Origin of the sequence: Citrobacter freundii complex sp. 2024EL-00216, assembly GCF_043945515.1 — a bacterium.
GTDB lineage: Bacteria > Pseudomonadota > Gammaproteobacteria > Enterobacterales > Enterobacteriaceae > Citrobacter > Citrobacter portucalensis.
This window is the reverse complement of the sequence record NZ_JBIMRA010000006.1, coordinates 273,653-294,354: the sequence shown is the minus strand read 5'-3', so window position 1 is coordinate 294,354 and position 20,702 is coordinate 273,653. Positions and strand designations below refer to the sequence as shown.

The following is a 20,702-nucleotide window of genomic DNA, read 5'->3' as shown; positions in this document are numbered from 1 at the left end:
TAGCCGGGGTAATTCCCGGCATTATGCCTGATGGCGCGCGGCTTTAAGGCCTACAAGAAATCAACTCCCCTGCATCATACGAATTCTTGCCGCATCTTCCCCCGGCGTTACACCAAAGAAACGTTTGAACTCCCGACTGAATTGCGATGCGCTCTCATAGCCGACGCGCATGGCAGCCGCACTGGCCTTCATCCCATCGTGAACCATCATCATCCGTGCTTTATGCAGGCGATAGCTCTTAAGATATTGCAGCGGCGACGTGCTGGTCACCGCTTTAAAATTATGATGAAACGCCGACACGCTCATGTTCGCCTCTGCCGCCAGCTGTTCTACATTGAGGTTTTCGGTGTACTTGGTTTCAATCCGCTTCAGTACCCGGCTTATCAAACTGAAATGCGTCTGGCGACTGACCAGAGCAAGTAACGCGCCGCCGCGCGGTCCGGTCAGCACATGGTAGAGGATCTCGCGAATAATCTGTTTCCCCAGAATACGCGCATCCAGCGGTCGCTCCATCACATCCAGCAGGCGCTCAGCAGCGCAGAGAATTTCGTCAGAGAGCGTTGCAGAGTTAATCCCGCTGGCCGCCATGGCGGGCTGGAACAGCTCGTCTTCCCCAATGTCCATCAGCAGCTCCTGCAATTGCAGGATATCGACATTCAGATAAATACCGGCCAGAGGAACCTCCGGCGTCGCATAGGTTTCACATTCAAAGGGTAAAGGTACGGTTAGCAGCAGGTATTCGTTGGCGTCATAGCGAAATACGCGCTCATTGATGTAACCAATTTTATGTCCCGAAAAGAGAAATATGATGCCTGGCTGATACATGACCGGTGTACGCGCCGCCGGCTCCGTACCGTGTAGCAGGCGGACATCTGGCAGCAGTTCGTTAAGTTTATTTTCATTGCTTTTCAGCTGCTTAATTTTATCTGTCAGCAGAAGACAGATCTCATCACGGTTCATGGGGCACCATTTCATCATCGGTTTTCGACCCTGACATAATGCGCAGATTTATCCGTTTTCTCCAGCAGTCTGTAGAAATGGGCAAGACATCGACAGAAATGAGCATTGAGAGCAGCGCGGCGGGCGACCACAATGTTCATCATCCGGCAGACACTCACCTGCCCTCTTTTATTACCCACCAAAGGGAACGAGCAATGAACAACTTTAATCTCCATACCCCAACACGTATTTTGTTTGGTAAAGGCGCGATTGCTGAACTGCGCGATCAAATTCCTCAGGACGCTCGCGTACTGGTTACCTATGGCGGCGGCAGCGTGAAAAAAACTGGCGTCCTGGCACAGGTTCAGGACGCGCTGAAAGGCCTGGATGTGCTGGAGTTTGGCGGTATCGAGCCAAACCCGTCTTACGAAACGCTGATGAACGCAGTAAAAATCGTGCGTGATGAGAAAGTGACGTTTCTGCTGGCGGTAGGTGGCGGTTCAGTGCTGGACGGCACCAAATTCATCGCGGCAGCGGCACAGTACGCTGACGGCATCGATCCATGGCGCATTCTGGAAACCCATGGCAACGACGTAACAAGCGCCATCCCGATGGGATCCGTATTAACCCTGCCTGCAACCGGCTCTGAATCTAACTCCGGCGCGGTAATTTCGCGTAAAACCACCGGCGATAAACTGGCCTTTATGACCCCGTTTGTGCAGCCAGTGTTTGCCGTTCTGGATCCGGTTTACACCTACACCCTGCCGCCGCGTCAGGTTGCAAACGGCGTCGTAGATGCCTTCGTGCATACCGTCGAACAGTATGTGACTTATCCGGTAGACGGGAAAATTCAGGATCGCTTTGCCGAAGGCATTCTGCTCACGCTGGTAGAAGAAGGTCCGAAAGCCTTGCAGGAGCCGGAAAACTACAACGTGCGTGCGAACGTCATGTGGGCGGCAACCCAGGCGCTGAACGGCCTGATTGGCGCAGGCGTACCGCAGGACTGGGCAACGCATATGCTGGGCCATGAACTGACCGCAATGCACGGTCTGGATCATGCTCAAACGCTGGCCATCGTTCTGCCAGCGCTGTGGAATGAAAAACGTGATACCAAGCGTGCCAAACTGCTGCAATACGCAGAGCGTATCTGGAATATCACCGAAGGTTCCGACGACCAGCGCATCGACGCCGCCATTGCCGCTACCCGTGCTTTCTTCGAACAAATGGGCGTACCCACTCGCCTGTCTGACTATGGCCTGGACGGTAGCTCCATCCCGGCATTGCTGGAAAAACTGGAAGCACACGGTGGTACGCAACTGGGCGAACATCAGGACATTACGCTTGAAGTCAGCCGTCGGATTTACGAAGCTGCCCGCTAAGGTTTTTTAACCTCCGCCTTTCGTTTTTGGGTATTTATACCAGGCTTAAGTCACACCTAACTCACCGGGGGCTGCCCCGGTGAACTCAATTTACACCCAATCATTCATGATGCATCGAGGCGGCAATTAAGTGAATCCCCGGGAGCGTACATAAGTACGTGACCGGGGTAAACGCAAGCAGCCAACAAAGAGGCAGCCTGAAGGATTAAGTGTGGGGGGGAATTATGACCAGTCCAACCATTATCAAGCTACAGGATGGTAACGTCATGCCACAACTGGGCCTGGGGGTCTGGAAGGCAAGCAACGAAGAAGTCATCACCGCCATTCATAAAGCGCTGGAAGTGGGGTATCGCTCAATTGATACCGCTGCGGCGTACAAAAACGAAGAAGGTGTCGGCAAAGCAATACGCGATGCTGGCGTACCACGGGACGAGTTATTCATCACCACCAAGCTGTGGAATGATGACCAAAAACGCCCCCGGGAAGCCTTGCTCGAAAGCATGGAAAAACTCCAGCTTGATTACCTCGATCTGTACCTGATGCACTGGCCGGTTCCGGCGATCGACCACTACGTTGAAGCGTGGGAAAACATGATCGACCTGCAAAAAGAAGGGCTGATTAAGAGCATCGGCGTGTGCAACTTTCAGATCAATCATCTCCAGCGGTTGATGGATGAAACCGGCGTACCTCCGGTGATTAACCAGATCGAACTTCATCCGCTTATGCAACAGCGCCAACTGCACGCCTGGAACGCAACGCATAAAATCCAGACCGAATCCTGGAGCCCGCTGGCGCAGGGCGGCAAAGACGTCTTTGATCAAAAGATCATCCGTGACCTCGCTGAGAAATATGGCAAATCACCGGCGCAGATTGTCATCCGCTGGCACCTGGATAGCGGGCTGGTGGTGATTCCAAAATCGGTCACCCCTGCGCGTATCGCAGAAAACTTTAACGTCTGGGACTTCCGCCTGGATAAAGACGAATTAGGCGAAATCGCGAAACTCGATCAGGGCAAGCGTCTGGGGCCAGACCCGGATCAGTTCGGCGGTTAACCCCTTCCCTCCAGCCCGACACTCTCGTCGGGCCTTTACTGATTTGAAATATCAGGAAACAATTCACACACATATATTGATGTATTTCTTGCAGTCGCTGGAGCAGCATTACGCAACATAACCTGTTAATTATTAAATAAATATATTTATTTGATGAATGTATTCACCATATCCATAGGTGCGTAAACGTGACTGAGAAAAAAAGTAGCGGAGTCAAATGGCTCCCATTAATTCTTATAATATTCATTTCTGCCGGACTGTGGCAGCTTACTCCACCTTCCGGGCTAAGTGCGCCAGCCTGGCATTCGGCAATTATTTTCGTCGCTACTATTGCCTCTATCGTGGCAAAAGTATTACCCATCGGCGCGGTCGGCATTATTGGTATTACTGTATTCGCGCTCGCCTATGCTGCCGGAGATAAAACCGCCAGCGGCGCTATCACCACGGCACTGAGTGAGCTGAACAGTTCACTTATCTGGCTTATCGTCGTGGCTTTTATGATTGCCCGCGGGTTTATCAAAACCGGCCTCGGACGACGCATTGCGCTGCAGATGATCCGTCTGCTCGGCAAGCGCACGCTGGGACTCGCCTATGGTCTGGCTTTTGCCGATCTGATCCTCTCCCCGGCAATGCCGAGTAATACAGCACGCTGCGGCGGCGTCATCTATCCGATTGCTGACTCTCTGGCACGCAGTTTCCATTCGAACCCGGAAGATGAGTCCCGCAATAAAATCGGTACCTTTCTTATCACCTGTATTGGCAACGTCAACGACGTCACCGCCGCGCTCTTTATGACCGGCTATACCGGCAACCTGTTGGCGGTGAAGCTGGCGGCCAATGCGGGCGTCACGCTGACCTGGGGCGGCTGGTTTATGGCGGCGCTGCTGCCATGCCTGGTGTCCTTACTGCTGGTTCCACTGCTGGTCTACTGGATCGTGCGCCCGGAAATTAAACACACGCCGGATGCCCCTAACCTGGCACGCAAAGAGCTGGCGGAAATGGGCAGTATGTCTCGCGGCGAATGGCTGATGCTGGCTACCGTCGGCGTGCTGCTGGTGCTGTGGATTTTTGGCGATACGTTAGGCGTCGACGCCACCACTGCCTCGTTCGTGGGACTTTCCATTTTATTGCTAAGTGGCGTTCTGAGCTGGGAAGATGTGAAGAGCGAGAAAGGCGCATGGGACACACTGATTTGGTTTGCCGCGCTGTTGATGATGGCGAACCAGCTGAAAAAACTGGGCTTCACCACCTGGTTTGGCAATCTGATCGGCGATAGCCTGAGCAGTACTATGCACGGTACCAGTTGGGTGATCGTCCTGCTGCTGCTGAACGCTGCCTACTTCTATACCCACTACTTTTTTGCCAGCGGTAATGCACAGATTGCCGCGCTGTACGCCGTTTTCCTTGGTGTCGGCCTGCATCTGAATATTCCAGCAGCCCCCACGGCATTAATGCTGGCCTTCACCAGCAGTTTGTACTGCTCGCTCACCCAGTACACCCACGCTCGCGGTCCAATCCTGTTTGGTGCCGGGTACGTTCCAACAGGCGTCTGGTGGCGTACAGGATTTATCATCAGCTTGTTTAACCAGGCGGTGTTTATCACCGTGGGTCTGATGTGGTGGAAGGTGTTGGGTCTGTACTAAACTGACTGCGTCCTGACGAATCACCTTACCTGCGGAGAAAAGGAATGACCTGTATTTTCTGTCAAATAGTTGAAGGTAAAGCACCCTGCCATAAGGTCTGGGAAGACGAGCATCATCTGGCTTTTCTGTCGATTTTCCCGAACACCGACGGTTTCACCGTGGTGATCCCGAAAAAGCATTATCCCAGCTATGCCTTCGATATGCCGCCGCAGGCACTGGCTGATCTGATGCTGGCGACCCAAAAAGTGGCTAAGAAACTGGATAAGGCTTTCCCGGATGTCAGTCGTACGGGTATGTTCTTCGAAGGTTTCGGCGTAGACCATGTGCACAGCAAATTAAGCCCCATGCATGGCACTGGCGATCTAACCCACTGGAAACCGATTGAAGCGCGGCAGAACAAATTTTTCGAGCAGTATGAAGGATATCTTTCGTCACACGATCATGAACGGGCGGATGATGCAAAACTGGCCGCATTAGCGGCCAGAATTCGTGAAGCATAAATACTGTGTCTCTTTGCCGGATGGCGGTTCAAGCACCTTATCCGGCCTACAAAACTGTTCTATTCGTAGGCCTGATAAGCATTTCACCACCGGGCAAGGCAGATTAGCGCCCTGCCACTTTCCCGCGTTTTTTGTTCGCGGCAGGCGTCTGGCGCTGATGCGCCACCGGTGTGTGCTTGGTCAACGCCGGACGGGTATGACGGTTCTGGCGACGCGCTTCGCGCATCTCTTCCAGCGTAGGCGCCGGGACCAGACATTCGCGACGACCGCCGATCAGATGCTTTTTACCCATATCTTCCAGCGCCTGGCGGATTAACGGCCAGTTGGCTGGATCGTGGTAACGCAGCAGGGCTTTATGTAAACGACGCTGCTTATCACCTTTCGGCACCACCACATCTTCACTCTTATAACCAATTTTACCCAGTGGGTTTTTCCCGGTGTAATACATGGTTGTGGAGTTCGCCAACGGCGATGGATAGAAGTTCTGCACCTGATCCAGACGGAAACGACGTTGCTTCAACCACAACGCCAGATTCACCATATCTTCATCACGCGTACCCGGGTGCGCGGAAATAAAGTACGGGATCAGGTACTGCTCTTTACCCGCTTGCTTAGAGTAGGTATCGAACAATTCCTTAAAGCGATCGTAGCTGCCCATCCCCGGCTTCATCATCTTCGACAACGGGCCTTCTTCGGTATGCTCTGGCGCAATCTTCAGATAGCCGCCAACGTGGTGGGTCGCCAGTTCTTTGATATAGCGCGGATCTTCAACCGCGATGTCATAACGCACGCCCGAAGCGATGAGGATCTTTTTAATGCCTTTCAAATCACGCGCACGACGATAAAGGTTAATCGTCGGTTCGTGGTTGGTGTCCATATGCGGACAGATATCCGGGTAGACGCATGACAGACGACGGCAGGTCTGCTCCGCGCGCGGTGACTTACAGCGCAGCATATACATGTTCGCCGTTGGGCCGCCGAGGTCGGAAATCACGCCGGTAAAACCTGGAACGGTGTCGCGAATGGCTTCGATTTCATTGATGATCGAGTCTTCAGAGCGGCTCTGGATGATGCGACCTTCGTGCTCAGTGATCGAACAGAACGAACAGCCGCCAAAGCAGCCACGCATAATGTTGATCGAGAAACGGATCATCTCATAGGCCGGAATGCGGCTGTCGCCATACGCCGGATGCGGCACGCGTTTGTACGGCAGCGCAAAGACGCTATCCATCTCTTCGGTAGAGAGCGGAATGGCTGGCGGGTTGATCCAGATGTAGCGATCGCCGTGCTTTTGCATCAGCGCACGCGCGCAGCCTGGGTTGGTTTCGTGGTGCAGGATACGCGACGCATGCGCATACAGCACTTTATCGCCCTTCACTTTTTCGAAGGACGGCAGCAGCACGTAGGTTTTTTCCCACGGTTTCGGGCGCGGCGGCTGTACGGTTACCGCTTTCGCTTCCTGCTTTTTCGGTGCGACCGGCTTGTTGTCAGCACACGGCAGATCTTCACCATACGGATGCGGGATCGGGTCAATCTTACCCGGCGTGTCGAGGCGCGTGGAATCCACCCCACTCCAGCCCGGCAGCGCTTCTTTAACCATAATCGCAGTGTTACGCACGTCGCGGATCTGATCGATGGTTTCGCCCATCGCCAGACGATGCGCCACTTCCACCAGCGGACGTTCGCCGTTGCCGAACATCAGCATGTCGGCTTTGGAATCCACCAGAACAGAGCGACGAACGGTATCGGACCAGTAGTCATAGTGCGCGGTACGGCGCAGGCTGGCCTCAATACCGCCGAGAATAACCGGCACATATTTCCATGCTTCTTTACAGCGCTGGGTATAGACCAGCGTGGCGCGGTCCGGACGTTTGCCCGCAACGTTGTCCGGCGTGTAGGCATCGTCATGGCGCAGTCGGCGATCGGCGGTGTAACGGTTGATCATCGAGTCCATGTTGCCTGCGGTCACACCAAAGAACAGGTTCGGTTTACCCAAACGCATAAAATCGTCTTTGTTGTTCCACTCCGGCTGGGCGATAATCCCTACGCGAAAGCCTTGTGCTTCCAGCATACGTCCGCAAATTGCCATGCCAAAGCTGGGATGATCGACGTATGCATCGCCGGTAACCAGAATGATGTCGCAGCTATCCCAGCCAAGTTGGTCCATTTCGTCGCGTGACATCGGCAAAAACGGTGCCGGGCCAAAACAGGCAGCCCAGTACTGCGGCCAGGAGAAAAGGTCTCTGTCCGGCTGGATCAGGGATATTGCGCTCATAATGCTTCCAAAAATGGTAAAAAAATAATCAAAGGCCGAGGATTATACGCTGTATGTCGGCAAGAAATGAAGTGGAGTCTGAACCAGACCAGTAGAAAGTTATATAAATTGTTAAATTTTACGACGATCATTTTTATCAATCATAATTAACACCATGCCAGCCAGCTGAGATAACTCTTTTTCGGCGGGGGATTTTTCATTGCGACTCAACGATTCACTGCATATTTCCCAGTTACGGGTTGTTGTTCACCTGTGCGGATTTCTGGTTCTTCTCTACAGCTTTTCTATGCTGCCGCCGATGCTCATCGCTTTGTTAAACAAAGAGCGGAGCTTGTTCGCTTTTTTCAGCACGTTTATGACTTTCTTCACCCTCGGCGGCGGGGCGTGGTTGGCAACCAAACATGCGGGGATTCAACTGCGCACCCGGGATGGTTTCGTCATTATCGTCCTGTTCTGGCTGTTGTTTTCGTTTATCAGCGCGATGCCGATGTGGATGGACGATGGCTTAAACCTCTCTTTTGCGGATGCCCTGTTTGAAGGAGTTTCTGGGATTACCACTACAGGCGCAACGGTGATTGATGACGTCAGCGCCTTGCCGAAGTCGTATCTGTACTATCGGGCTCAGCTCAATTTTATTGGCGGTCTGGGTGTTATCGTCCTCGCCGTGGCGGTATTGCCTCTGCTGGGTATTGGTGGCATGAAGCTGTATCAGTCTGAAATGCCGGGCCCTTTTAAAGAAGAACGCCTCACGCCAAGACTTGCTGATACTGCACGCACGCTGTGGATGACCTATGTCATTCTGGGTCTTATTTGTACTCTGGCCTACTGGGCTGCCGGGATGTCGTTTTTCGACGCCTTATGCCACGGGCTGTCGACGGTCTCTCTCGGCGGATTTTCCACTCGCAGCGAGAGCATCGGCTTTTATAACAGCCATGCCATTGAGCTTGTCGCCGGGATATTTTCACTGCTGTCTGCATTTAACTTCACCCTCTGGTACGTTGCTATCGTGAAACGTACCTTCAAACCCTTTCGTCGTAATGCCGAATTGCGTTTCTTTTTGCTTATTGCGTTGGTGGTCACTCTGATCGCCACCTGGCAAGTTTGGCGGGCAGGCATGTACGGATTAACGGACAGCCTGGTGCATGCTTTTTTTCTGGCCAGTTCGATGCTGACAGATAATGGCCTGTCGACGGCGGATTACGCGCAGTGGCCTTCGCACACGATCTTCATGCTGCTCAGCGCCAGTTTCTTCGGCGGTTGTGTGGGTTCGACCTGCGGGGGGATTAAGGTGCTACGCTTTTTGATTATGTTCAAGCAGTGCCGTCAGGAGTTACACCAGCTCGCGCATCCCCGTGCCCTGCTGAATATCAAAGTGGGCAATAGCGTGGTAAGCGACCGGGTGGTGCGTTCGGTATGGAGCTTTTTCTTTCTCTACGTTTTGTTCACCAGCTTTTTTATCTGGGCGCTCAATCTGATGGGCTACGATCTCTTCTCCTCTTTCGCCACCGTCGCCGCCTGCATCAACAATATGGGGCTGGGATTTGGCGTCACCGCCACGACATTTGGCACCTTAAACGAGGAAGCAAAGCTACTGATGTGCGCGGCCATGATCATGGGGCGTCTGGAGATTTACCCCATTCTGATCCTGTTCTCGCGCATGTTCTGGCGGGCGTAACGAATACCCCGGCGCATTACGGCGCCGGGTTCACCAACATCTGTCCGATTGAGCCACGATCCGCCATTTCCAGCGTCTGGCTATTAAAGTAGAACGGGAAATGGGCCCAGGAAGGCTGTCCGTAATAAACCAGTAATTCAACCTGGCCATCAACCCAGACAGTATCTTTCCAGCCTCTGTCTTCCGGGAACGGCATCGCGCCATTCACATTACGGATCAGGAACGAAACACCTTCAATATGGAAGGACTGGGGCATATCCGCCCGCACCGTCCAGCGTTCCCAGGAGCCCTGCTGGGCAGTAATATCCATACGATTGACGTCCCACAGCTGACCGTTGATGCCAGGATCGTCGTCCAGGCTGATATCACGGCTGCGAATCGGCGAACCGCTGAGGATTTCCGTTGGCAGCAGGCGCATTGGCAGGCTGTCAGTCACCAGCGGCAGGAGACCTGTCGGGCGCAACGTCAATACCAGCGTGGAGATGAGAATACTGGAGGGCTCAAAGAACCCGCGGATCCTGTCGACAATACTGGCCGCCTCACCACAGGTGATAGAGACCTCATTACCGTTAGTCATATCCACCAGGATCTCACGACGCTCGCCCGGAGCCAACGAGAGCTGCTTCACCGAAACAGGTGCAGGTAAAAAACCCTGATCACCGGAAATCACATGCAGCGCACGGCCATCACTCATTTGCAGCTGGTAACGACGCGAGTTTGAAGCGTTCAGCAAACGCAAGCGCACCCAGCCGCGGGAGACTTCGACATACGGGCTTTGCGCCCCGTTGACCAGTAACGTATCGCCAACAAAACCACCGCTACCGGGCTCGCTGTATTCCGGCGTGCCAAAGTTGTCCAGGCGCTTGTCCTGGATAATGATCGGAAAATCATCCACGCCATAGTGGTTTGGAATAGACAGTGACTTACTCACTTCATCTTCAACCAGCCACATCCCGGCAAGACCGTTGTAAACCTGCTGAGCAGTACGATTTGGCGTATTAGCGTGATACCACAACGTGGCGGCATTCTGGCGAATCGGTAGCACCGGCGCCCAGTCAGCATTCGGGGACATCATGCGCGCCGGGCCGCCCATCAGCGGGCCAGGTACCTGTAACCCGGCGACGGTCATCGAGACATTTTCAGTCAGACGGTTGCTGTAGATAAGCTTGACGTCATCCCCTTTCCAGACGCGGATTGTCGGTCCCAGATAGCGGCCGTTAATTCCCCAGACAGGTGCGCGCGTGCCTTGTGTAAAGGACCAGTGCGCACGTTGCAGCGTCATAAATAGCGGCTGCCCCCGGCGGGATTCCAGCAGCGGAGGCACGGGTAACGGTTGTTGCTGACCGGCAGCATTAGCCTTCAGCGGAACAGCACCTGCACACAGTGCGATCCCCGATGCCTGAATGAACTGACGCCGACTGAATGACATATAAACTCCATAAAAAACTGGCTATTAACACGCAGGAAGTCATTTCCTGTAAAAAACCCGAATTGCGCGGATTAAACCTTACCGGCGGCTTCCCGCTCAGCAACTTCTTTATCGAGTTCTGCGATTTTTTGTTCCATCAGCGTGCGGCAATGCGCTGCCAGTTCACGAACCTGATCTTTCCCAAAGTGGCTAATATCCACCGGTGGCAACATCTCGACAATTGCCAGACCATTATTGAGTCGATTGAGTTTTATCTTGTTCGAGGTTGTGGAAACGCACACCGGAATGACCGGGACACCAGCAGCAATCGCTGCATGGAACGCGCCGGTTTTAAACGGCAGCAGACCGCGACCGCGGCTACGCGTCCCTTCAGGGAACATCCAGATAGAAATGCGACGTTTTTTGAAATGATTCACCACGGCAGCAATGGTGCTGTGCGCTTTAGCGCGGTTGTTTCTGTCAATCAACAGGTTACCGGTTAACCAGTACAGCTGCCCGAAGAAAGGGATCCACAGCAGGCTTTTTTTACCTACCGTCACCGTCGGCGGCTGAACGATATTCGCAGCGGTAACCATGTCATAGTTGTTCTGATGGTTACAAATATAGATAGCATTACCATAGTTCTGCGCGTCTGCCGGCATGCGGCACTCGACCTTCAGGCCATAAAGGGGAGCCAGGCGGCCAAACATATGGCCGAACGTTGCAACGTGTTTTGGATTTCGTGGGCTGAACAGACAGTATATGCAACCGAAAATACAGACCAGAACGCAGTAAATAACAGTAATAATTAAACGAAAAATATATAGCATAACAACCTCTAAGGCCTAAGAGCCTGGCATTTTACGTCACCTGATTCATCACGCGGTATCAGGTTAGGGCTTTGTTAAGGGCGGCTCTCTGGAAAAGCGTATTGTTAATCGCAACGCACGAATAAACAACGGTTTCACGGGAATTTTTAACGTTGGCTCTCCCTGAGCTTTAACAGGGAGAGCCGGACGGTAGCGTTATTCTTCGCTGTCGCCGTGACTGGCGCGTCGAGGCGAGTCAATCTCAATGCTGTCGATACGCTGCAGACCACGCATTAGCGTGCCGCGACGGCCGCGCTCTCCGGTCACTTTCTGCAACTCTTCAGGACGCAGTTTGATTTTGCGCTTACCGACGTGGATGGTCAGCGTGCTCTGCGGCGGCAGCACGTAAAGTTGCGCCAGGCCATCCTCGCCTTTCGCCGCTTCCGCTGAAGGGATATTAATGATCTTGTTCCCTTTGCCTTTCGACAACTGCGGTAAATCGCTCACCGGGAACATCAACATGCGGCCAGCCTGAGTAATAGCCAGTAGCATGTCGGTTTCATCTTCAATCACCACCGGCTGCATCACGCGCGCATTTTCTGGCAGCGTAATCAATGCCTTACCCGCACGGTTACGTGCGACCAGGTCATTGAAGGTACAGACAAAACCGTAGCCCGCATCGGAGGCCATCAGCAGTTTCTGATCGTCGCCTTCCATCAGCATGTGCTCAACCGTCGCGCCTGGCGGCAGCGTGAGCTTCCCGGTCAGCGGTTCACCCTGACCGCGCGCCGACGGCAGCGTAATCGGGTCGATGGCATAGCTGCGTCCGGTCGAGTCCACGAACACCACCGGCTGGTTGCTCTTACCCTTCACTGCCGACTTAAAGCTGTCGCCCGCTTTATAGCTTAATCCTGGCGCATCGATGTCGTGGCCTTTCGCGCTACGCACCCAGCCACTCTGGGACAACACAATGGTCACCGGCTCAGATGGCAGCATGTCGTGCTCGCTCATCGCCTTCGCTTCTTCACGTTCCTGCAACGGAGATCGACGATCGTCGCCATAGGCATCTGCATCGGCCTGCAGCTCTTTCTTCAGCAGGTTACTCATTTTACGTTCGGAAGCCAGAATGGCCTGCAACTGATCGCGCTCTTTCGCCAGCTCATCCTGCTCACCGCGGATTTTCATCTCTTCGAGTTTGGCAAGGTGGCGCAATTTCAGCTCAAGGATGGCTTCAGCCTGGGTTTCAGAAATGCCAAACCGCGACATCAGCTCAGGCTTAGGTTCATCTTCATGACGAATAATTTCGATGACTTCGTCAATGTTGAGGAACGCCACCAGCAAACCTTCAAGGATGTGCAGGCGCTTGAGCACTTTTTCCAGACGATAATTCAGGCGGCGACGTACGGTATCGCGGCGGAACGCCAGCCATTCGGTGAGGATCTCCAGCAGGTTTTTCACCGCCGGACGACCATCAAGACCGATCATGTTCAGGTTGATACGGTAGCTTTTTTCGAGATCGGTAGTGGCAAACAGGTGGTTCATCACCTGCTCCATATCCACACGATTAGAGCGTGGAACAATCACCAGACGGGTCGGGTTTTCGTGATCCGATTCGTCGCGCAGGTCGTCTACCATCGGCAGTTTTTTATTGCGCATTTGAGCAGCGATCTGCTCCAGCACTTTTGCCCCGGAAACCTGATGCGGCAGCGCGGAAATCACCACCGCGCCGTCTTCTTTCGTCCATACCGCACGCATACGTACGGAGCCGCGTCCGTTCTCGTAAATCTTACGAATTTCCGCGCGCGAAGTAATAATCTCCGCTTCGGTCGGGTAATCCGGCCCTTGTACGATATCCAGCAACTGATCCAGCGTCGTTTTCGGCTGCTCAATCAGAGTTATCGCTGCTTTTGCCACTTCACGCAGGTTATGTGGCGGAATGTCCGTTGCCATACCTACGGCAATACCGGTCGTGCCGTTCAGCAGAATATTTGGCAGACGCGCAGGCAGCATCTTCGGCTCCTGCATGGTGCCGTCGAAGTTTGGCACCCAGTCCGACGTTCCCTGACCGAGTTCGCCCAGCAGGACTTCCGCATATTTAGACAGACGGGATTCGGTATAACGCATCGCCGCGAAGGATTTCGGATCGTCCGGTGCCCCCCAGTTCCCCTGCCCGTCAACCAGCGGGTAACGGTAAGAGAACGGCTGCGCCATCAGCACCATCGCTTCATAGCAGGCTATGTCGCCGTGCGGATGGTATTTACCCAGCACGTCACCGACGGTACGGGCGGATTTTTTAAATTTGGCGCTGGCATTCAGCCCCAGTTCGGACATCGCGTATACGATGCGACGCTGAACGGGTTTCAAACCATCGCCAATAAACGGCAACGCCCTGTCCATGATGACGTACATGGAATAGTTCAGATAGGCGTTTTCCGTGAATTCATGCAGCGCCAGGCGCTCTGCCATATCGCTCATTAATCGTGGTTCCTCAACTTTGTACCCCTCTATTGAAGGGCAATATTGCCGCAGATACTACCCTATCTGACGTGTTGAGTCACAAAGAAAAGGGCCGCGAATGCGGCAGTATCGCCATCACAGGCAGAGAGAAGGCAGGCTATTTTTTCTATTAGCGCTTCCTTTTACGATTAAATAATAAACTAAATTTGCGACTTAATTTGATTGATGGCAGGTTATTTTATCCGTTTTATCATTACGCTTCTTCCTGAGTAAAAACCTCCTTAAAGGAAAATAAATGAGCAGCCTTATTTATTTAACGCTTGAGGGTGATATTCAGGGACCGATTTCTGCAGGCTGTAACTCGCAGGCCTCAGTGGGCAATCGCTATCAGTCAGCGCATGAAGATAGTATCTTTGTCTTCAGCCTGACGCAGGCGCAAAGCAGCATACAAGGCGGCGTTAAGCACCTCGGCCTGCGCTTTTGCAAACTCCTGGATAAAAGCTCTCCGTTATTCTGCAATGCTATTAATAATAATGAACGTCTTAAAATGACGTTTGATATATACCGCATCAATCGATACGGTCGCATGGAAAAATATTACTTAATCGAACTTCGTGGTGCGACGGTGCAGGCTATTCACCAGGAGTCCAAGATGAACGATATGGATTATGAATATATATCGATAAATTACGATTATATTCTGTGTCGCCATCTGATCGCCTGCACCGAGTTTGATTACCTGCTGACACCGGACAATTACGATCGGCTTTTCCCGGTGGTGCAAAAGAGCATTTTGCCCGCAGAGCAGCCGGTGCGTAAGGTGACGCTGGTACTGGGGATATTCTTCGACGGTACCGGCAATAACGCCGTGAATACCCGCAACATGCTTGAGGCGCTCACCGCGCAGCATTTTGATATTGAGAGTCCAGATGCCCAAAGCATTCTTGCCAGAAATGCACAGGAGAAGATGGGGATCAGCGGGGTAGGAGCGACCAGCTATCTGGGGTATTACACGAATATTCACTGGTTGAATGAGTTATATAAACAAAAATTTCCGCCAGAGAGTCGTTACGTACAAAGTGCAGTCTATGTCGAGGGCATTGGCACCCGGGCGGGTGAACCCGATAACCCGATAGGTCTGGGACTGGGCACCGCAGAAACCGGGATTATTGCCAAAACCGATGATGCGGTGGCGCAACTGGCGACAGCCATTGATGCCGCGCTTGCTTTACTGAAAGGGGCGTTTGTCGTCGACACACTGCTGTTTGATATCTTCGGCTTCAGCCGCGGCGCAGCCGCAGCCCGCCACTTCGCTAACCGTGTCCAGGCAGAAGACCAGGCCATTATCAACGCCATTAATACAGGAATGATGGAGTATGAATATCGTGGTGCTCCCGCAGGCAACACCCGTTTTCTCGGCATCATGGACACCGTGGCGGCTGTCGGTACGGTAACCAACGGACTCGACCCACACAGCGCCGACACCGGCAACGTTACCCTCCGGCTGCGTCCGGGCGTGGCGCAAAAGGTGTTTCATCTTACCGCCCAGAACGAGTGCCGCTACAACTTCGCCCTTAACAGCGTGGCCCCGCCTGGCCAGAGCTGGCACTCCCCGGCGTGCACTCCGATATCGGCGGCGGCTATATGCCGCAACTACGCGAAGACCTCTTTCTCACCCGTCCGCAGGTGGAAACCCTGCCGCAGAACCAGCCCGGGGCGCAGTCTCACATATACGCGCAGACGATGGCGCAGTTGCGTGTGCTCGAACATTCACCGGCTATCATGCCCATTATACGCACCCATGAGATCACCCCGGAGGTCTGGGAGGACCCGCGGGCACCTACTGACCGTTACACCCACAGCCACAAAAACGCACCTTTACCGCCCTGACGTTGCGCCAGCGGACGGTCTTTTCCGACTGGTCGAAGGTGGCGTTGCGGGTGATGGTCGATGCGGCGGTTGAGGCTGGGGCGTTATTGGCTGACGTCGATAAAATTCAAAGACACGCCCTGCCGGATGCGCTAAAGCCGTTGTGCGAACAAGCCCGGGAAATGGGAAAAGCGGCCCGTCAGCACAGAAGCACCGCTGGCTTTACACCAGAAGAGGTGGATCGGATTGCCGGCCGCTATATCCACTGCTCAGCCCACTGGAACGCAGTGGATCTCAAACAGAGCGGGGAGTTACAGGGTGGAGCATCAGCCTCGGAAACCGTCAGCTTTGTCAACCGACCGGACGCTAACTGGATCAGAACCATTTACAACATGGATGGAAATAAACGATGAAAATATCTTATGCCCTGGCGCTTGCGCTGTTACTGGCCGCTGCAGGCTGCAGCCCACATCAGTCGCCCCCTTTACAGTCAAAACAGGCCGCCAGCGGCGACTGGACCCTACCTTATGGTAAGTGGATCTTCGCTTTTATCACCCCCAGAGAATTACCCTCAATGGTCAACCATGCAAGAGTTATCGATACCGATGGTTATCTGTATACGTTTAATACGCTTGACCAGGCTTCCCCTGACCCAGATTCCGTCAAAGAATGGGCTGAAAATGCTCATGGTTTTGGCGACCAGTTCAACAAAGTCAAAAAACCCCCTCAGTACATTGTCTTCTGCTGGGATTCCTATATTGACCAGCAGACCTATGAAACCAGCGCCGTCTTCGGCCCCGAAACCTGGCAGAGGATGAAAACACCTGCCGATCATACCCGCCCATCGGGCGCCCCTGTCTGGTACAACAGAATGGTGTTTGGCCTGTCTCCCGGCGGCAAGGTCAAAATCTGGTTTTCCGATGTCGCCGGACGCCCCAGCCTGCCGGTCACGCCCCTGAAACTGACAACCCGCTCCGGCAAGGACCTGACCCTGTGTAAAGACTACGTCGTCCCAGGCGGCAGTTTTACCTTCCTCCCGTCAACGCAGGCATTTATCAACGGTAAAACCTACCCCTATGGCAACTGGGATTAAGAGGGATGAAAATGCGCAAACTGCTGATACTTGCCCTGTTACTGGCCGCTGCAGGCTGCAGCCCACATCAATCTCACCCTTTACAGTCAAAACAGGCCGCCAGCGGGGACTGGACTCTACCTTACGGTAAGTGGAATTTTTCTTTTATCACCCCCTATGAGTTGCCAGCAGAAGCGCTTCATGTCCGGGTGATCGATACCGATGGTTACTTGTATACCTTTAACACGCTTGACCCAACCTCTCGTGACTCTGAATCCGTGGACAAGTGGACTGATGTGACCTTTGGCGGCAGCGTTAATTTCAACAAAGTCAAAAAACCCCCGCAGTACATTGTCTTCTGCTGGGATTCCTATATTGACCAGCAGACCTATGAAACCAGCGCCGTCTTCGGCCCCGAAACCTGGCAGAGGATGACAACACCTGCCGATCATACCCGCCCATCGGGCGCCCCTGTCTGGTACAACAGAATGGTGTTTGGCCTGTCTCCCGGCGGCAAGGTCAAAATCTGGTTTTCCGATGTCGCCGGACGCCCCAGCCTGCCGGTCACGCCCCTGAAACTGACAACCCGCTCCGGCAAAGACCTGACCCTGTGTAAAGACTATGTCGTCCCGGGCGGCAGTTTTACCTTCCTCCGGTCAACGCAGGCATTTATCAACGGTAAAACCTACCCCTATGGCAACTGGGATTAAGACTGGTTCTAAAGAAAAGGGCCGCGAATGCGGCCCTGATGGGGATTACTTAGCAACTTTGGTAATCTGTTTCACGTCGATTTCAACGGAGTTCCAGTCTTTATCCACTTCACCCTGGATTTCAACCACATCCTGTGGTGTGACGGTTACGCCGTTCCAGCGCTTGTGGTCGATATCCACATTCACCGTGCCGGTCGCATCTTTAAACACGTACAGGTCGTCGGAAATACGCTCAACGATGTTCCCGCGCAGGGTAACCCAGGTGTCATCACGCAGTGATTTGGCGCTTTCTACCGTCGTGCTGCTACCGTTCGGGCCGACAAATCCGCCGTTTTGGCTCTGCGTGGTGGTTGTCGTTGGTCCAGAGAAGCCGCCCTGCTGAGCTGCCAGAACAGGTGCGGAACACAGTGCCATTACGGCAACCATTGCAGCTAATTTTTTCATCGTCATGTCTCCCTTTCATGTTGGTTTACGACTATTAAATAAGTTAATCCTTAACAAGTTCTTAAGGCAAAAAAAGATACTTTTTTTGCTGTACAGAGACTGTAGCCACAGGTTTACTGACTGCAAATGAGTTATCGCAGGGATGAACATATGCGTATTTTACTGATCGAAGATGACACGTTGATTGGCGATGGCCTGAAAACAGGTCTGAGTAAAATGGGTTTCAGCATCGACTGGTTTACCGAAGGTCGCCAAGGGAAAGAAGCACTCTACAGCGCACCTTATGATGCGGTAATCCTCGACCTGACGCTGCCAGGCATAGACGGACGGGACATTTTGCGCGAATGGCGAGCCAACGGAAAGCAGGAGCCTGTGCTGATTCTGACCGCTCGCGACGCGCTGGCAGAACGCGTTGAAGGCCTGCGCCTGGGGGCAGATGACTATCTGTGCAAACCCTTTGCGCTGATTGAAGTTGCCGCCAGACTGGAGGCGCTGGTGCGTCGTGCCAGCGGTCAGGCCAGCAACACATTGTGCCATGGCCAGGTAACGCTCGATCCCGGCGCGCTGGTCGCCACGGCGGCGGGTGAACCTTTGTCACTCAAACCTAAAGAGTTCGCGCTGCTGGAACTGCTGATGCGCAACAAAGGTCGCGTCCTGCCCCGCAAACTGATTGAAGAAAAACTGTATACCTGGGACGAAAATGTCTCCAGCAATGCGGTTGAGGTCCACGTCCATCACTTACGCCGTAAGCTCGGCAGCGACTTTATCCGTACCGTGCATGGCATTGGCTATACCCTGGGTGACGCATGAAACTTACACAACGCCTCAGCCTGCGAGTCAGGCTAACGCTTATTTTTCTGATTCTGGCATCAGCAACCTGGGCCGTATCCAGTTTTGTGGCCTGGAGGCAGACTACCGATAATGTCGATGAGCTGTTTGATACGCAGCTGATGCTGTTCGCCAAGCGGCTTAGCACGCTGGATATCAGCGATGTCACCACCTCAAGCAATATGGCCCGCACGCCAAAAAAACTGAAACATGGCCATATTGATGACGACGCACTGGCGTTTGCCATCTACTCCACCGACGGCAAAATGGTGCTACACGATGGCGACAATGGCCAGGATATTCCCTACAGCTACAGCCGGGAGGGGTTTAGCGACGGCCAACTCAGGGGCGACAACGATTCCTGGCGCTTCCTGTGGCTGAATTCCGCTGATGGAAAATATCGCATTGTGGTGGGCCAGGAGTGGGAATACCGGGAGGATATGGCGCTGTCGATCCTTACCGCACAGTTAACCCCGTGGCTGGTTGCGCTGCCGCTGATGTTGCTGATCCTGGTGGTCATGCTGAGTCGCGAACTCAGGCCGCTAAAAAAACTGGCGCAAGCTCTGCGCTGGCGCGCCCCGGAATCAGAAGAACCGCTCGACCCGAAAGGTGTGCCAAGCGAAGTGCGCCCGCTGGTTGAATCGCTTAATCAGCTGTTTACTCGCATTCACTCTATGATGGTCCGCGAACGGCGCTTTACCTCTGACGCCGCTCACGAGCTGCGCAGTCCGTTGACCGCGCTGAAGGTGCAAACCGAAGTGGTGCAACTGTCAGACGACGACCCGCAAACGCGGGAAAAAGCGCTGGTGCAGCTGCATGCGGGAATTGAACGCGCCACCCGACTGGTCGATCAGCTCCTGACGCTTTCGCGCCTCGACTCCCTCGATAATCTTCAGGATGTGGCAGAAATCTCGCTGGAGGAGCTACTGCAATCCGCGGTGATGGATATCTACCACCCGGCCCAGCAGGCGCATATTGACGTACGTTTGCAGATTAACGCACACAATATCACGCGCACAGGACAGCCGCTGTTGCTGAGCCTGATGGTACGAAATCTGCTGGATAATGCCATTCGCTACAGTCCGCAGGGGAGCATTGTGGAAGTGACGCTCAACGCCCGTAACTTCAGCGTCAAAGATAACGGTCCTGGCGTTGCGCCGGAGGTACTTACACATATCGGTGAACGCTTTTATCGTCCACCGGGACAAAGCGTGACCGGCAGCGGTCTCGGCCTGTCGATTGTCCGTCGTATCGCGATATTGCATGGGATGAGCGTTTCCTTTGCAAATACCGATCAGGGCGGGTTTAAGGTAACGGTGCGGTGGTAACAATATGATTCGGAGGTTCGTCACATCGATCCTCCGAATAAGTTAAAACTGATTACCTCATACCACAAATAGAAATGATAAGAATGAACCATTATTTTTAGATAATATTTACAACATACAAAAACAACAATTCATACATACAAAATTTAAATATATAAGTACCCCCTGTGTAATTTATTTATAACGAAACAATTAAAAATAAAAATCACGACCATGACTAATATCAACAAACATATTTAGAAACAGGTTTTTAATTATTGCCATTCTCATAATAGCGATACATTTAATTAATAAGCACCAGAAATATAACAATC

The 20,702-nt window shown here is 53.2% G+C and carries 17 protein-coding genes; 11 read left to right on the top strand and 6 right to left on the bottom strand.

What is annotated here, in order from left to right; genetic code table 11:
• Positions 1-60: 60 nt before the first annotated feature.
• Positions 61-960, bottom strand: a complete 900-nt coding sequence (locus ACHHZ7_RS10650; protein WP_060683230.1) for an AraC family transcriptional regulator — start codon at positions 958-960, stop codon at positions 61-63.
• Positions 961-1,154: 194 nt separating this feature from the next.
• Here ACHHZ7_RS10650 and yqhD point away from each other — a divergent pair, with 194 nt between their 5' ends.
• From yqhD to ACHHZ7_RS10630, 4 genes are all read left to right on the top strand, one after another.
• Entirely contained in the window at positions 1,155-2,318 is a 1,164-nt protein-coding gene (gene yqhD / locus ACHHZ7_RS10645) for an alcohol dehydrogenase (RefSeq protein ID WP_048215537.1), read from the top strand.
• A 224-nt stretch (positions 2,319-2,542) separates the two neighbouring features.
• Positions 2,543-3,370, top strand: coding sequence for a 2,5-didehydrogluconate reductase DkgA (dkgA, locus tag ACHHZ7_RS10640; protein ID WP_032945014.1), 828 nt, complete (start codon positions 2,543-2,545; stop codon positions 3,368-3,370).
• A gap of 188 nt (positions 3,371-3,558) precedes the next feature.
• The gene (locus ACHHZ7_RS10635) at positions 3,559-5,013 is read left to right on the top strand and encodes a DASS family sodium-coupled anion symporter (RefSeq protein WP_060683229.1); all 1,455 of its coding nucleotides are present in this window, start codon (positions 3,559-3,561) and stop codon (positions 5,011-5,013) included.
• 44 nt (positions 5,014-5,057) lie between these two features.
• Positions 5,058-5,513 (top strand): HIT family protein, encoded by a 456-nt coding sequence (locus tag ACHHZ7_RS10630; RefSeq protein ID WP_008785817.1) that lies wholly within the window; start codon positions 5,058-5,060, stop codon positions 5,511-5,513.
• Between the two features lie 103 nt (positions 5,514-5,616).
• Here ACHHZ7_RS10630 and ACHHZ7_RS10625 read toward each other — a convergent pair whose 3' ends face one another.
• A complete protein-coding gene (locus ACHHZ7_RS10625) occupies positions 5,617-7,788 on the bottom strand; it encodes a YgiQ family radical SAM protein (RefSeq protein ID WP_060683228.1) in 2,172 nt (723 codons plus the stop codon).
• A 199-nt stretch (positions 7,789-7,987) separates the two neighbouring features.
• Here ACHHZ7_RS10625 and ACHHZ7_RS10620 point away from each other — a divergent pair, with 199 nt between their 5' ends.
• Positions 7,988-9,463, top strand: a complete 1,476-nt coding sequence (locus tag ACHHZ7_RS10620) for a TrkH family potassium uptake protein (RefSeq protein ID WP_020996330.1) — start codon at positions 7,988-7,990, stop codon at positions 9,461-9,463.
• Positions 9,464-9,479: 16 nt separating this feature from the next.
• Here the strand turns inward: ACHHZ7_RS10620 and ftsP are convergent, their stop codons facing one another.
• The 3 genes from ftsP to parC all read right to left on the bottom strand — a co-directional run bounded on the left by ftsP (position 9,480) and on the right by parC (position 14,155).
• Positions 9,480-10,892 (bottom strand): cell division protein FtsP, encoded by a 1,413-nt coding sequence (ftsP, locus tag ACHHZ7_RS10615; RefSeq protein ID WP_060683227.1) that lies wholly within the window; start codon positions 10,890-10,892, stop codon positions 9,480-9,482.
• 71 nt (positions 10,893-10,963) lie between these two features.
• Positions 10,964-11,701: a 1-acylglycerol-3-phosphate O-acyltransferase gene (gene plsC, locus ACHHZ7_RS10610; RefSeq protein WP_003024540.1), complete on the bottom strand. Its 738-nt coding sequence runs from the start codon at positions 11,699-11,701 to the stop codon at positions 10,964-10,966.
• A gap of 195 nt (positions 11,702-11,896) precedes the next feature.
• Positions 11,897-14,155, bottom strand: a complete 2,259-nt coding sequence (parC, locus tag ACHHZ7_RS10605; RefSeq protein ID WP_057068261.1) for a DNA topoisomerase IV subunit A — start codon at positions 14,153-14,155, stop codon at positions 11,897-11,899.
• 277 nt (positions 14,156-14,432) lie between these two features.
• On the opposite strand from parC, the gene tssD reads away from it, so the two are divergent.
• From tssD to ACHHZ7_RS10585, 4 genes are read left to right on the top strand one after another with little or no spacing between them, the layout of a single operon-like run.
• Complete coding sequence (tssD, locus tag ACHHZ7_RS10600) at positions 14,433-16,100, top strand: type VI secretion system tube protein TssD (protein ID WP_225623082.1); 1,668 nt, start codon at positions 14,433-14,435, stop codon at positions 16,098-16,100.
• Positions 16,078-16,419 carry a hypothetical protein gene (locus tag ACHHZ7_RS10595; protein ID WP_225623083.1) on the top strand — a complete coding sequence of 114 codons (342 nt, stop codon included), beginning with the start codon at positions 16,078-16,080 and terminating at the stop codon, positions 16,417-16,419. Before tssD ends, ACHHZ7_RS10595 begins: the two co-directional genes overlap by 23 nt.
• Positions 16,416-17,099, top strand: coding sequence for a DUF2931 family protein (locus ACHHZ7_RS10590; protein ID WP_020996332.1), 684 nt, complete (start codon positions 16,416-16,418; stop codon positions 17,097-17,099). Before ACHHZ7_RS10595 ends, ACHHZ7_RS10590 begins: the two co-directional genes overlap by 4 nt.
• A gap of 5 nt (positions 17,100-17,104) precedes the next feature.
• Positions 17,105-17,788: a DUF2931 family protein gene (locus ACHHZ7_RS10585; protein ID WP_192464008.1), complete on the top strand. Its 684-nt coding sequence runs from the start codon at positions 17,105-17,107 to the stop codon at positions 17,786-17,788.
• 45 nt (positions 17,789-17,833) lie between these two features.
• On the opposite strand, the gene ACHHZ7_RS10580 is transcribed toward ACHHZ7_RS10585, so the two are convergent.
• Positions 17,834-18,232 (bottom strand): YgiW/YdeI family stress tolerance OB fold protein, encoded by a 399-nt coding sequence (locus tag ACHHZ7_RS10580; protein ID WP_003024544.1) that lies wholly within the window; start codon positions 18,230-18,232, stop codon positions 17,834-17,836.
• A 150-nt stretch (positions 18,233-18,382) separates the two neighbouring features.
• Between ACHHZ7_RS10580 and qseB the strand changes: the two genes are divergently transcribed.
• Both qseB and qseC read left to right on the top strand, forming a co-directional pair.
• The gene (qseB, locus tag ACHHZ7_RS10575; RefSeq protein ID WP_003828394.1) at positions 18,383-19,042 is read left to right on the top strand and encodes a quorum sensing response regulator transcription factor QseB; all 660 of its coding nucleotides are present in this window, start codon (positions 18,383-18,385) and stop codon (positions 19,040-19,042) included.
• Complete coding sequence (qseC, locus tag ACHHZ7_RS10570; RefSeq protein WP_060683225.1) at positions 19,039-20,388, top strand: quorum sensing histidine kinase QseC; 1,350 nt, start codon at positions 19,039-19,041, stop codon at positions 20,386-20,388. The genes qseB and qseC overlap by 4 nt, the downstream gene beginning before the upstream one ends.
• Positions 20,389-20,702 lie beyond the last annotated feature (314 nt).